The sequence below is a fragment of the Enterococcus sp. PF1-24 genome, from assembly GCF_029893325.1.
Taxonomy (GTDB): domain Bacteria; phylum Bacillota; class Bacilli; order Lactobacillales; family Enterococcaceae; genus HY326.
The window spans coordinates 13,714-26,702 of sequence record NZ_JARXWL010000006.1 but is presented as its reverse complement, the minus strand read 5'-3'; the positions used below and the strand labels follow the sequence as shown (position 1 = coordinate 26,702).

At 35.4% G+C, this 12,989-nt stretch carries 11 protein-coding genes; 4 read left to right on the top strand and 7 right to left on the bottom strand.

Going from position 1 to position 12,989, the window contains the following annotated elements; all coding sequences use genetic code 11:
- The first annotated feature begins 65 nt into the window (after positions 1-65).
- On the top strand, positions 66-545 hold the full coding sequence (locus M2139_RS04015; RefSeq protein ID WP_280737584.1) for a DUF4274 domain-containing protein: 480 nt from the start codon (positions 66-68) through the stop codon (positions 543-545).
- Between the two features lie 38 nt (positions 546-583).
- Here the strand turns inward: M2139_RS04015 and M2139_RS04010 are convergent, their stop codons facing one another.
- Positions 584-1,558, bottom strand: coding sequence for a MerR family transcriptional regulator (locus M2139_RS04010; protein ID WP_280737585.1), 975 nt, complete (start codon positions 1,556-1,558; stop codon positions 584-586).
- Positions 1,559-2,128: 570 nt separating this feature from the next.
- Between M2139_RS04010 and M2139_RS04005 the strand changes: the two genes are divergently transcribed.
- Positions 2,129-3,688 (top strand): MucBP domain-containing protein, encoded by a 1,560-nt coding sequence (locus tag M2139_RS04005; protein ID WP_280737586.1) that lies wholly within the window; start codon positions 2,129-2,131, stop codon positions 3,686-3,688.
- 74 nt (positions 3,689-3,762) lie between these two features.
- Here M2139_RS04005 and M2139_RS04000 read toward each other — a convergent pair whose 3' ends face one another.
- From M2139_RS04000 to M2139_RS03990, 3 genes are read right to left on the bottom strand one after another with little or no spacing between them, the layout of a single operon-like run.
- Positions 3,763-4,980, bottom strand: coding sequence for an OFA family MFS transporter (locus M2139_RS04000; RefSeq protein WP_280737587.1), 1,218 nt, complete (start codon positions 4,978-4,980; stop codon positions 3,763-3,765).
- A gap of 27 nt (positions 4,981-5,007) precedes the next feature.
- Complete coding sequence (locus M2139_RS03995; RefSeq protein WP_280737588.1) at positions 5,008-7,437, bottom strand: flavocytochrome c; 2,430 nt, start codon at positions 7,435-7,437, stop codon at positions 5,008-5,010.
- Positions 7,437-8,060, bottom strand: a complete 624-nt coding sequence (locus M2139_RS03990; protein WP_280737589.1) for an NADPH-dependent FMN reductase — start codon at positions 8,058-8,060, stop codon at positions 7,437-7,439. The genes M2139_RS03995 and M2139_RS03990 overlap by 1 nt, the downstream gene beginning before the upstream one ends.
- Positions 8,061-8,292: 232 nt before the next feature.
- On the opposite strand from M2139_RS03990, the gene M2139_RS03985 reads away from it, so the two are divergent.
- Positions 8,293-9,240 carry a LysR family transcriptional regulator gene (locus M2139_RS03985; protein WP_280737591.1) on the top strand — a complete coding sequence of 316 codons (948 nt, stop codon included), beginning with the start codon at positions 8,293-8,295 and terminating at the stop codon, positions 9,238-9,240.
- 58 nt (positions 9,241-9,298) lie between these two features.
- Here M2139_RS03985 and M2139_RS03980 read toward each other — a convergent pair whose 3' ends face one another.
- From M2139_RS03980 to M2139_RS03970, 3 genes are all read right to left on the bottom strand, one after another.
- Positions 9,299-10,225 (bottom strand): FAD:protein FMN transferase, encoded by a 927-nt coding sequence (locus tag M2139_RS03980; protein ID WP_280737592.1) that lies wholly within the window; start codon positions 10,223-10,225, stop codon positions 9,299-9,301.
- A gap of 70 nt (positions 10,226-10,295) precedes the next feature.
- Positions 10,296-10,988 carry a DUF2461 domain-containing protein gene (locus tag M2139_RS03975; RefSeq protein ID WP_280737593.1) on the bottom strand — a complete coding sequence of 231 codons (693 nt, stop codon included), beginning with the start codon at positions 10,986-10,988 and terminating at the stop codon, positions 10,296-10,298.
- Position 10,989: 1 nt separating this feature from the next.
- Positions 10,990-11,838, bottom strand: coding sequence for a sigma-70 family RNA polymerase sigma factor (locus tag M2139_RS03970; RefSeq protein ID WP_280737594.1), 849 nt, complete (start codon positions 11,836-11,838; stop codon positions 10,990-10,992).
- Positions 11,839-12,080: 242 nt separating this feature from the next.
- Here M2139_RS03970 and M2139_RS03965 point away from each other — a divergent pair, with 242 nt between their 5' ends.
- The gene (locus M2139_RS03965; RefSeq protein WP_280739529.1) at positions 12,081-12,620 is read left to right on the top strand and encodes a DUF1697 domain-containing protein; all 540 of its coding nucleotides are present in this window, start codon (positions 12,081-12,083) and stop codon (positions 12,618-12,620) included.
- The last annotated feature ends 369 nt before the right edge of the window (positions 12,621-12,989 follow it).

The window sequence follows — 12,989 nt, the reverse complement described above, 5'->3', positions numbered from 1 at the left end:
ATCACTTATATTAAATTAAATAGCCAATATGATATAATTGTTCAAAAATCAAAGGAGCCTCAACAATGAGCCTTACAGAAGAAGAATTTGAAGAACAACTCGCTGATTTGCTAATCAATTACTTAGAAAATTGTAGCCCTAAACAAATCTACCAAGCTCTTTTAGGGTGGAATTTTGATAATCCTAAACAAGCAATTGCTTGGATTGCCAGCTCACCCAAAACTGATAAAGGTTCAGCTTTATTATTGTTTTGGCTAATGGAACCTGATTTTGCTTATCAATTTGACACAAGAGAAGAAATGCTCAATAAAAGTAGTTGGTACGCAGAAAATTTTGATATCGTTGAAACCTTAGAAAAAAATTATTTGTCTAACTTTTATAAACAGCAAAATTATGCTTATACCCCGCCAGCTTATTTTCACGATAATGCCATGAAACGAGCAATCCCTAAAGAACTGTTTATTCCTTTAACTGGTGAAGAAGTGCCAGAGCCAACTGATTGGGAAGATGGCTTTCCAGCAGAACTACAAGCAAAAAAAAAATAAGCGACTGTCTCTTCATAGAGCAATCGCTTATTTTTTAACTACGCTTTCTTTAATTTAATTGGCAAATATCTTTGCATTTGGCGATAACCTAAGCCTTTTTCGATATCTTGTTGATAAGCATTTTCTTCATCTAAATAAGGCATATTAAACATAAAGCTGCGACTTTCATCCAACTCAAAATTAGTCGTTTCAATCCATTGCAGAATTTTATCTTGCACTTTGCGAATACTTTCATCATCTTCATCAATACTCACCGCCATCGCATACAAACCACCAGGGAAATCAACAATTTCCAGCGGGCTAACATCTTCTTGACGAAGCTCATCATTAATCGCACAAATCATTTCACCAGTATCGTCATTTTTTACCATTGTAAAATCTAAGCAATCAAAAATGACTGGTTTAAAGGAATTATAATGTTGCCACAATTGAAACATATAGCCACCAGGTTTAAATAATTCTTCCCAAGAGTGCGCGCCTGATGACAAGCCTCTAAAGGCCGGCACTCTAACCACCATCACATCGGGAACTTTTTTATCTAATTTATCAGTAATTTCAATCAAACGGTGAACATTATTAGGCTTGCCTACATAATCCACCTTGACAATTTGCGTTTCAATTTCTTTGGCTTTGTCATAAAGTTGCTTAATATCAGAGTTGTCAGTAAAATTAATGCGTTCAATTTCTTGAATAAAATCCAACACGATTTCCTTTAACTCTTGTAGCAGAGCCACTTCATCATCAATATTTTCAACTTTTTTCCCTAAAACATCCAAAATAAGTTCCGAACTAGCAGAATCAAAAATTCGCTTAATATCTTTGATGCTAATATTTAATTTACGCAAAATCAAAATCTGCTCAATGCGACGAATCGCGTTTTCATCATACATCCGATAAGCCACATCATCATTACGAATACTCGTTAACAAACCCATATCCTCATAATAACGTAAAGTACGCGCCGTAACATCATATCGGCTGGATACATCTCTAATTTTCATTAATTCATTCATACTTTTCATTCTCTCCTTCGATAAGTTATCTCCATAATACAGGCTTACCCAAAGGAAGGGTCAAGAGCTTTCCGATAAAAAATAAAAGTTGCTTTCTGATTTCTAAAAAAACACCTCATTTCACTCTACAGCTCATTTTGTAAATAACTATTTTAACTGGCTTTACCTTATTTGCAAAAATGCTTGCAGCCCCTTACTTTTCATAAAAACTCACAATTGTTATTTTTATCTTTCGCTTTTCAGCAACAATTAAATAACAATGATTTTTTCAAATTCGTTTGACATACACAAATATTAGTCATACAATTATTTTATGAAATAGTTCTTCACTGAAAAAGCACATATTACCTACTCTATTTCACAAATGTTTTTCAAAAGAATAAAAAAGAACGTTATTTGTACGACGCATCTACAAAATGATTTTCTCAAAAAAACTAATCCAACAAAATAAACCACTGAGAAAATCAGAATAGATTAGTTATTTATATCACTTATCTATTTTACTGTTCAATATTCTATTGACTAACATTTACCATTAAAAACTATTTATAGTGAAAAAGGAGAAAGCAATTGAAGAAAAAAAGTTTATTAGGATTATTAACGCTGGTTACTACATTGACATTAGCGCCAACCATGGCTGAAGCAAAAGATTACAACGAAATGCATCGCCTTTATAACCCTAACTCTGGAGAACATTTTTACACAGCTAACGCTGCAGAAAAACAACAATTAGTCAACGCTGGTTGGCAAGCTGAAGGCATTGGTTGGTACGCGCCATTAAGCGGCAACGCCGTTCATCGCTTATACAATCCTAACGCCGGCGATCATCACTATACCTTGAACCCAGGTGAAAAAGATAACTTGGTTAACTCTGGTTGGCGTTATGAAGGCATCAGTTGGTATTCTGACACCAATAAATCGCAACCGATTTATCGTGCCTATAACCCTAATGCCCAAACTGGCACCCACAATTATACTGCTAAAAATGCTGAACAAAACAGCTTGCTTGCAGCCGGTTGGAATAATGAAGGCATCGCTTGGTACGGTATAAAAGATGAAGCGACCGAAGCGCCAAAAGTTCGGACAACTTTAACGATTAAATATCTGGACGAACAAAATAAAGAAATTAAAACAGCCACGACTGATACTCGGACAGAAGGTACAACTAAAACTTACTCAGCACCAACCATTACTGGTTATCAAGTATCTGGCAGCACCACACAAAAAGTTACCTTTACCAAAAAAGATCAAACCATTACCTTTCGTTACAAAAAGAATGCTACGGAAGTTCAAAAGTATACCGTAACAACTGAATACAAAGATACAACTGGTAAAAAAATTCAAAATTCAACTGAACAATCTGTGGAAAAAGGCAAAGCTTACACAGCTAAGGCACCAACGATTTCAGGCTATACTTTACAAGGAAATAGCTCACAAACATTAAATAATATTACTAGTAATAAAACAATTGTCTTTACTTACAAGAAAAATGATCCAGCAAAAGTATACTCTACTTTAACCATCAAATATGTGGATGAGCAAAACAACGAACTACAACCAGCAACAACTGATCGCCAATTAGAAGGTACAACTAAATCTTATTTTGTCCCCTTCATCATTGGCTACCAAGCATCAGGCAATATCAATCGAAAAGTTACCTTTACAAAAGAAGACCAAACACTTACGATTCAATACAAAAAGATTAGTACTGAAACGCAAACGTACACTGTAACTGTTAAATATCAAGATACCGATGGCAACAACATCAAAGATTCTGCTAGCGCTACAGTTGAAAAAGGTGCCTCTTATACAGCGACAGCACCAACTATTTCCGGTTATAATTTACAAGGAAATAGCTCACAAAAATTAGACAATATCACTAATAATCAAACAATTGTCTTTACTTATGAACAAACTAGCGAACCTGAAAAATACACTGTTACAGTCTTTTACGAATCGACTGATAACCAATTTTTAGGCTTTGGCCCAACTGTTCAAGTTGCTCCTGGGACATCTTTCGTTGATGAAGCAAAAGAATTTGCTGGTTATACTTTAAAGAGTGCAGAAACGCAAACTGTTACGATTAATAAACATACTTTGATTACTTTTCTTTACGAAAAAGAAAACTAGGTAAATTTATCAGCTATAAAAAGAACCTCTGACGGTAATGTGTCAGAGGTTCTTTTGCCATTCTAGTTTCACTTTTATTTAGCTGTTTCACTTTTACGCAGACGCATATAAATTAAATTTAAAATCAAGCCAATAAAGGCTACGACAATCGCTACATAAAAAGCTTTAGTGAAGTCACCGTTATCGCTAGCTGCCATGCTCGCTGCAACTCGTGGCGCAAAGAAAGCTGCTACTGAATAACCAGTGAAAATAATGCCGTAGTTCACACCTTGATTGACTGGTCCATAATTTTCAATAACCATTGGTGGAAAGACACCCATTACGCCACCGAAACACAACCCTAAAATAATGATTCCTAAAGCAAAACCAACTTGTGAAGAAAGGCTCACTAAGATACCAAATGCTACCATAACGGCAATTAAAATAATAGTCAATGTCCGATTGCGACCGATTTTATCAGAAACAGTTCCCCAAACAACCCGACCAGCACAATTACTTAATGAATATAAACTCACATAGAAAGCCGCAGTTCCAGCAGAAAGTTTAAACATCTGTTGACCAATAACAGAAGCGTTTGAAGCAATCATCAAACCTGAAAAAGCACCAGTGAAGAACATTAAAAAGATTAAATAAAAATAAGGAGTTTTTAACATTTCAACCCAGTTTTTATTAACCGCTCCACCATTTCCTTTAGTTGCTGGCGGTGTCCACCCTGCTGGTTGATAATCATCAGGTGTATTTTTGATAAAGAAACTAGCAACTAAAATGATGACGAAGTAAGCAATTCCTAGTGTCTTAAAAGCTTGTAAAACATCATAATGCTCTACTAAATAGTTTCCTACAGGAGCAGCGATAATTGCTGCTCCACCCATTCCAGCAGTGATAATCCCTGAAGCCAAACCTTTTTTATCAGGGAAAAGTTTAATCGTATTACTTAAACAACCTGAGTAAGCCAAGCCTTGCCCTAAACCACCGATAATTCCGTATGTCAGATAGAGCATCGTAGGTGTTGTCGCCATACCAGTTAAGAAGAAACCTGCACCAAACATCAAACCACCAATGGTAATTGTCCATTTCGCTAAACCTCTATCAGTTAAAAAACCACCTAAAATCATTGGCACTGGGCTAATTGCTGCATTTATTGTAAATGCCATCATAATTTCTCCCATGCTCCAACCTCGAACAGCACTCAAAGGTCCTGCAAAAACGCTAAATGCGTAAACGGCACCTGTACAAAGTAAAACAATTGTCGAAGCAATTAAAACTTGTACACGGTTAATTTTATAATTCATTTTATTCCTTATCCCCTTATAATTGTTTTATTTAGTAAATAAATCTTTAATCGCTGTCTTACCGGCAATACGGCCAAAAGTAAAGATATCAGTTAATGAATTCCCACCTAAGCGGTTACCGGCGTGAATCCCACCTGCAACTTCACCCGCCGCATACAAACCAGTAATAATTTCACCATTTTCTGTTAAAACATGAGTTTCTGTATCAATTTTCAAACCACCCATCGTATGGTGAACAGCTGGTTTACGCGGTGTTGCATAAAATGGTGCGACTTCTACTTTCAAATCGAAAACATCTTTGCCAAATTCTGGATCTTCGCCAGCATCAACATAACGATTATAGTTTTCAATGGTTTCTTTAAAGACTTTAGGATCCATTTTTAATTGTTCTGCTAACTCTTCTAAAGTATCCGCCCGGAATAAAGTACCGGCTGCAACTTGTTTATCCAGTTTTTTTGGGGTTGTATTATAGGCTGTTTTCTTGATTTCATTATCAGCGATTAGATAGAACAAACCACCATTGTCAATCGCTGCTTGCGTCAATGTATCACGGCTACCATATTCATTAACAAAACGTTTACCAACTTGATTCACCATAACGAAGTTTTGTGGTGGCACTTGTAAACCACTGAAAAGAGCACCTGTTTCCGGATCAGAGACCGGCATCATTTGTGAAAAGCCCATGCCAACTAAATCAGCCCCAACGCTTTGACCTAATAGAATTCCATCACCAGTAATAGCTGGTGAATTTGAAGTTTTGATATCATCAGCAATTTCTGACCAATAAGTATTATATTCTTTCAACATTTTGGTATTGGCACCAAAACCACCTGTAGCTAAAACAACTGCTTTACCCTTGATTGTGATTTTTTTACCATTTAGGCCTTCGCCAACAATCCCACTGATTTGATTATCTTCAACAAGCATTTCTTTAACCGCTGTATCAGTAATAATCATGCCCCCGTTAGCTTCAACAAAAGTTTGCAAGGCTGAAACATAAGCGTAACCTTCACTTTTAACTGGTTTATGACCACGACGCCATAGTGCACCAACCGGCATACTAACATCTTTTTTATCAAATTCAACACCAATTTCTTCTAACCATTTAACAGATTCCAATGATTGATCCGTTAAAGTTTTAACTAAATCATATTGACCATAAATTTTATTTCCTAATTGGTCTGTTCGTTTACCACCTAAATAAGTTTGCATACGATAGAATAAGTTAGAATCAAACAAGTAGCCTTCATGCTCTCTATTTTCTGCCAAATAAGCTGAAATTTGTTTTTTCATTTCACGGAAATCTTCAAGATATTCTGGATCAATGGTTGCTTCATCTAAAGCTGCCATTTCTGCTAAGGTATGTTCTTCACCAGAAATTGCTGCAAAAGTTTTTTGCCATTCAGGATCAGCAGCATTCATCGGGCCACCTGTCCGTACGGTATTACCACCAACAGCTGGGAATTTTTCAACAACAATCACTTTTTTCCCTGCCTGTAAAACGCTAGCGGCAGCAGTTAAACCAGCTCCACCAGCACCAACAACAATTACATCCGTTGTATATTCAGCATCTTCGGTATCAGCTGAACTTGGGGCTTTCGGACGTTTCCTTAAAGCATCAGGATTAGCACCAGCCATTTTAACAGCTTTTGCTACGCCATCAATTACACCATTACTAGTTACTGATGCTCCAGATAAAGCATCAACATTTAAAGTTTGCCCTTCAATAATCTGTTGGGGAATTCGTGTAAAGACGACATCTGCAATCCCTTCTGATTCGCCAGAAGTATCAATTGAAATATCTTCAATTCTTTTTTCTGATAAAGTAACAACCATTGGTAAATCGCCATTATGCCCTGGTGCAGTTACTGAAAATTCTCCTGGTTCAAAAGTAACTTCTTCTGGCACATTTAGTTGATTAGCAATTTCAGTGAAGCGTAGGAAACGCCAGAAACAGCTATCTAAAAAGTCAATTGTACCTTCAACTTTTAAATTTCCCTTTTCGTCAAACGCTTGATGTGCTCTACCTAATAAAAACTCAGAACCTGGCATAACTGTTGCGTTAACTCCTGGAGCATCTAAAACTTGACGTAAATGTAACTGTGCTCTTGAAGAACCTTGCACATCATAAGAAGCTCCTACAATCATCACTGGTTTGCCATCAAAAGGATGTAAATTAAAAGATAACCACTCTAAAATACTTTTTAATGCAGAAGGAATTGAGTGATTATGTTCAGGTGTAGCAATAATCACGCCATCCGCTTCGCTGATTTTTGTGTTGAAGGATTGAATTAATTCACTGTTTGATTGATCTTCTGATTCATTAAACATCGGTACATTAGTTAACTCTAAAATTTCAATTTCAGCTTTATTTGCAAAATGTTTTTGCATAAATTGTAATAGCATACGGTTGTATGATACTTTTGCATTCGTTCCAACAATTCCAATAAGTTTCATTAACAATTTCCTCCTTCAGCTGCATGTTCCCATGTAAATTTTTTATTGCGGTCAGTCGTAAAATGATGATTCGCTTTTAATTGATTGATCATTTTTACAAAAAGCATAAATTCATCAAAGCATTCTTCAAGTTCCAGCATTTTTTCTGGATAAAGCAAATTCCCTTGGCCATCAAAAGCACTTAAAGAGCGACCTAATAAAAATTCTGAACTAGGCATAATCCGCGCCTTTAATTCTGGAGCATCTAAAATTTGACGTAAATGTGCCTGCGCTCTTGAAGAACCTAGAGAACCATGAGAGGCTCCAACAATCATCACTGGCTTATCAATCAGTGGACGAGTGGTATAAGATAACCATTCTAAAGCACTTTTTAATGCCGCTGGAATTGCATGGTCATACTCTGGCGTACTGATAATTACGCCATCTGCTGCTTCAATTTTTGCAGATAACGCTTGAACTGCTGTTGGTACAGCATGATCTTCAGGTTCATTGAAAGCAGGTAAATCTTTAATTTCACAAATTTCTAGTTCCACTTTTCCAGCAAAATGCTGCTGCATAAATTGTAATAACTTACGATTGGTTGAAGTTGCTGAATTTGTTCCGACAATTCCGATAAATTTCATAAAAACTCTTCCTTTCCTTTTGTGCTAAAATGTACAATCCCACCTAAATAAAACGCTTAAAGTTTTTTATTAATAGCCTAGCTAAACCACTTTTCCACTAATTATTATGGTAAAATAAAGTACATACTTCCTTCTACCTTGAGTGTAGAGTAGGAAGAATCATTTGTGAAATATTTATTTAATTATCAAGTGATAACCAATTACTTATGGAAAACATCAGGAGGTACTTTCGATGGCGCTTATTGACTCACCACAAATGCTCCAATACATAGATATGCTGTTAAAGCACGGGAACTACACAAAAGCAGCTAAAGTCCTATACATCTCACAACCTTACTTAACTCAAACTATCAAAAAGGTAGAACAAGAACTGGGGATTGAAATTATCAACCGTCACTCTACTCCTTTACAATTAACCGAAGCTGGCACAATTTATTACCAATATTTAAGTTCTCTGGAAACGAAACAAGATCAATTCAAAAAAAAGATCGCTAAATACTCCACGCCTGATTTAACGATTATTCGCATTGGCATTTTACCTAGTTTAGGAACTTATTTATTACCTTTATTTTTAACAAAATTTTTAGCTGAAAATTCTCATGTGAAAATTGAATTAATAGAGACGATTCCAGCTGAAAACGAGAAAAAATTATTAAATGGTGAAATTGATTTTCTTATTGGTCAGAATCCCGAAACACTCTCACCAAATTTAACTGTCAATCATGTTGGCGACCACGGTTATTATGCTGTCATTCCTGCATCAAGTCAGCTTTATCAAGAAGGCACCTTATGGCTACCAGCTAACAGCATTCCGCTAAAAAAATTATTGGCGCAAAATCTAATTTTAACTGCTCGTGGTTCAGCGATTCGACGTCAAGTGGATTACTTATTTCAAAAATATCGCATCCAACCAACTATCGTTATTGAAAGTGCTGATATTTTTACTGTGGTAGAGCTGGCAAAAAGCAATCTTGGCGTGACTTTTGTTCCTGAAAGTGTTAAAACCAACACTTTGGATACCCAATTCAATCTCTACCCACTGCCTTTGGAGTCACTGTCTTTAGCTTATTTTATTGCTCATCGTGCCAATAAAAGCCTGATTCCTGCTGAAAACACCTTGATTGACTGCTTTATTTCATCTTTAGAAAGTAGTTTAAAAAACAGCCTCCTTGAAAATTAAAACAAAGAAACCACGAAACTTTCTTTTGAAAAAAGTTTCGTGGTTCCTTTTAATTATTTTATTTAACAATTTGCAAATTAGTAGTCTGTGCCATCAAGCCTGCTGTCGTTACAACCAGACCTTCAATTCCGGGTAATTTCTCCACTGAACGAATCATTTCTGTTGATTTTTGACCATATAAACGAGTTGTCCAAATTTCACCAGCTAGTGAATGCTCAGAAACGATTGTTAAACTAGCTACATCAGTTGTGATTGGGTAACCAGTTTGGCTATCAAAAATATGATGATACGTCTTTCCAGCAAACTCAAATTTTCTTTCATAAATTCCCGAAGTAACTACTGATTGATTTTTTACTTTTAAAACAGTTAAATAATTACCTCTTGGCAAAAAGGGATTTTGAACTCCTACTCTCCAATAACCATCTGCTTGATTAGGCGATTCCCCAAAAGTTAATACATTTCCCCCTAAATCAATAAACCCTGCTGTCGCGCCTTGCATTTGAAAATATGCGATAATTTTATCAGCAAAATAGCCTTTCGCTAAGGCACCTAAATCAATCGCCATCCCGGCTTTCTTTAGATAAACGGTCTTTTGGGTATCATCAATCAAAATATCAGCGACATTGATTCGAGATAATGCCGTTTGAATTTGTTTTTCAGTCGGTCGCTTAGCATCTTGAAAGCCTATCCGCCAAGTTTGAATTAACGGACCAATCGCAATATTTAAGAAACTATCTTTTGCCATACTCTGAGCTTTACCAATTTTTATTAGCTCTAATAAATCAGCTTCAACTTGAACAGGTTGCTGACCTGCTTGTTGATTGATGTGCATCAAATGAGAGTTAGGATTATTGGCGCTAAAACGTTTTTCATAGTCCACCAATTGCGCTTCCGCTTTAGCTAGTAAAACTTCTGGTTGTTCAGCTTGAACCCACATCTGGATTACCGTCCCCATTAAATGGATGGTGCGTTTTCCTTCAGCCATTATCCAACTCCCTCATTTCCACATATTTCTTTCATTATTCTAGCTTAATTAAAATTATGAAACAAGCTGATTATTTCTTCCGCTCAGGCATCTTAAAATCAACCAATGCTTTATTTAGAAAATCATTAAAATCTTTCATTAATGCAAATTTTTCCGCAAGCAAATTAACTAAATTATCCGCCGTTAGTAGCTCTTGGTCAGTAATTTTATATTCCAAATACCAACTTTTGTACTTCAAATATTCTGCAATGGCTGAATCCGAATCATAAGCTTTAGGTACATTCTTCAATTTGGTTCCCTTAACAGTGAAGTTTTCTTTAAACAAATCATTATTGATAATAGCTTCAAATTCTTGGGGATGCGCTGATAAATAATCCCGAATTTGATTCGTAGCTTCACTAAACTGGTCAGTAAACAGCCCCCCACCGACAAAAGAACCATCATTAGGCTTAATACAAATAAAATATCCTACCGGAATAGGCAGTTTCCCTGCTGGTGCAATATGTGCCCGAAAAATCGGATGATAAGGTGTTTTATCCTTGCTAAAACGTAAATCCCTTACTTGTCTAAAAGTTAATTCTTTTGGAGCATGAAATTTAATGGTATAATCAAAATTCATAATTTCATGCTCTAATTCTCCGACTAAACCTTCAAAAGCTAAATTCGCTTGTTTACGCACTTGAGTATTTTCATGAAACCACTCTCTGTTATTATTTTTTGAAAAACCATCAAGAAAAGTTAGTATTTTTTTGATATCTGACATATTATCCCTCCTGTGAAAAATTTAATAATTGTTCTACTTCTGCTGTTGATAGCAACTGGCTAATAAAAGTTTTACTATCCACTTTAGCATGATATAAAGGTAATTTGTTAAAGACATCGACCTGGTCTTCAACATCTTCCATGATATTTTTATGGACCTCCAAAATATCTTTATCTAGTACAACTAAATTCGTATACTCCAAATTTTTGGGCTTTAAACGTTCACACTTAATCGCGTACTCAATTCGTTGATTACAACGACAAGTTCCCCCAGCATACTCGCAATGTTCAAATAGAAATGCTTGCATTTTTTTACGACTGCGGGAAAGTCTTTGCCGATAATTTTGCGGTGATAAACCTAAAATTTCACTAGCCCACTGACTATTTATCTTAAACATCGTTCCCAGAATAAAAACACAGCGATTAAGTGGTGTTAAACATTGCAACATCACATTGGTACAAGATAGCTTCAGCTCATTTGTCAGCGTTTCTCGCTCTTCCTGATTAAAGGCATCCTCCACGCTTTCATTAACTTGGGCTTTTATATCATTTCCATAATAAGTAAAAGTTAAAGGATACTGGGCGAACATCGATTTTTTATAATCAATCAGATAATTGGTCGTAATTCGATAAACCCAAGTTTCAAACTTAGCGTTCATTTTAAAGGAAGCCAAATTAGTTATAATTTTAATTAAAACTTCTTGCGTTGCATCTTCAGCATCCGGAATTGTCCCTAACATCCGCAAAGAAATATTAAAAACAAAATCTTTAACTTCAACTAAAATCTCTTCAAGGGCTTCACGCTCTCCAGCCAAGGCTTTAGCAATTAAATCATTAATCCTTTTTTCCATTTCAAAAATTCTCCTTTCACTAATTAGACTGCGCTTTTTTAAAACTGTGACACTAAAATCGAGAATTTTTTTTAAAATTAATGTCTAGCTTTTTTTGACTAATAATCATTTATTATACGCTTTAAAAAAAGATTTTTCATAATTATTTCTGCAGAAACAGCGGTCAAACTGTTAGTAAAACCTATATTTTGCTTTGTTTGTATACTATACTAAGGCTATTAACAGAAAAGCAGGTGTTTTTATTGGAAAAATATATCGCTCTTTTACGGGGAATAAATGTTAGTGGTAAAAACAAAATTGCCATGCCTGAACTAAGAAAAGTCTTTGAAGAATTTGGTTTTACAGATGTAACCTCCTATATTAATAGTGGTAATGTACTTTTTACTACCGCCAATCAATATAAAACAGATTTGATTCGTAAAATCGAAACCCTGATAACTGAAAAATTTATGTTAGAGATTCCCGTGACTGTTGTTTCTACCAAAGAGCTAACTGCTACTTTGGCGCATGCGCCCGCTTGGTGGGATATTGATAAAGAAGCTGTCAACTATGCGATTTTTCTTATTCCACCAATGGATATCGCAACAGTATTTGCAGCTGTCGGCGAAATTAAGCCTGAATATGAACAAATCGACTATCATGAAAATGTCATTTTTTGGACTGCTCCTTTAAAAACTTTTCAAAAGGCTAGATGGTCCAAAATTGCCAGTTCAGCCGCCAATAACCACGTTACGATTCGCAATGCCAACACGGTCAATAAATTATTAAAAATGGCAGAATAAACTTACTTATTTAAAAGTTAAGAGAAATATATGTTTACTAATTTTGGGTTTTCTTACATCGGTTTGCTGTTTATCATGATGTTAACTATCCCTAATCTTATTTGGACAAAAAATCAGCCACAGGATTATAGCTTTGAAAATGAAAACAAAATACTACTTATTTTTGAAAGAGTTGGTCAAACTTGCGTAACAACCTTAGCTTTATTGACTAAATGTTTCAATAAACTAAAAATCCATAGCAAAAACAATAAGAAATCCCATCAGAAAGCCACTACTGATTGGGTTCTTTGTTGTTCTTTGTATTTTAGTTAGTTTTAAACTTAGCAAACTAACTAAACGTGATTATAATTTATTTCGTTAGTTAAGAAC

Bases quoted from the DNA above. Each gene is read 5' to 3' on its own strand.
- M2139_RS03985 (WP_280737591.1), top strand. From the start codon at position 8,293: ATGGCGCTTATTGACTCACCACAAATGCTCCAATACATAGATATGCTG.
- M2139_RS03990 (WP_280737589.1), bottom strand. From the start codon at position 8,060: ATGAAATTTATCGGAATTGTCGGAACAAATTCAGCAACTTCAACCAAT.
- M2139_RS03975 (WP_280737593.1), bottom strand. From the start codon at position 10,988: ATGTCAGATATCAAAAAAATACTAACTTTTCTTGATGGTTTTTCAAAA.
- M2139_RS04010 (WP_280737585.1), bottom strand. From the start codon at position 1,558: ATGAATGAATTAATGAAAATTAGAGATGTATCCAGCCGATATGATGTT.
- M2139_RS04000 (WP_280737587.1), bottom strand. From the start codon at position 4,980: ATGAATTATAAAATTAACCGTGTACAAGTTTTAATTGCTTCGACAATT.
- M2139_RS03970 (WP_280737594.1), bottom strand. From the start codon at position 11,838: ATGGAAAAAAGGATTAATGATTTAATTGCTAAAGCCTTGGCTGGAGAG.
- M2139_RS03980 (WP_280737592.1), bottom strand. From the start codon at position 10,225: ATGGCTGAAGGAAAACGCACCATCCATTTAATGGGGACGGTAATCCAG.
- M2139_RS04015 (WP_280737584.1), top strand. From the start codon at position 66: ATGAGCCTTACAGAAGAAGAATTTGAAGAACAACTCGCTGATTTGCTA.
- M2139_RS03995 (WP_280737588.1), bottom strand. From the start codon at position 7,437: ATGAAACTTATTGGAATTGTTGGAACGAATGCAAAAGTATCATACAAC.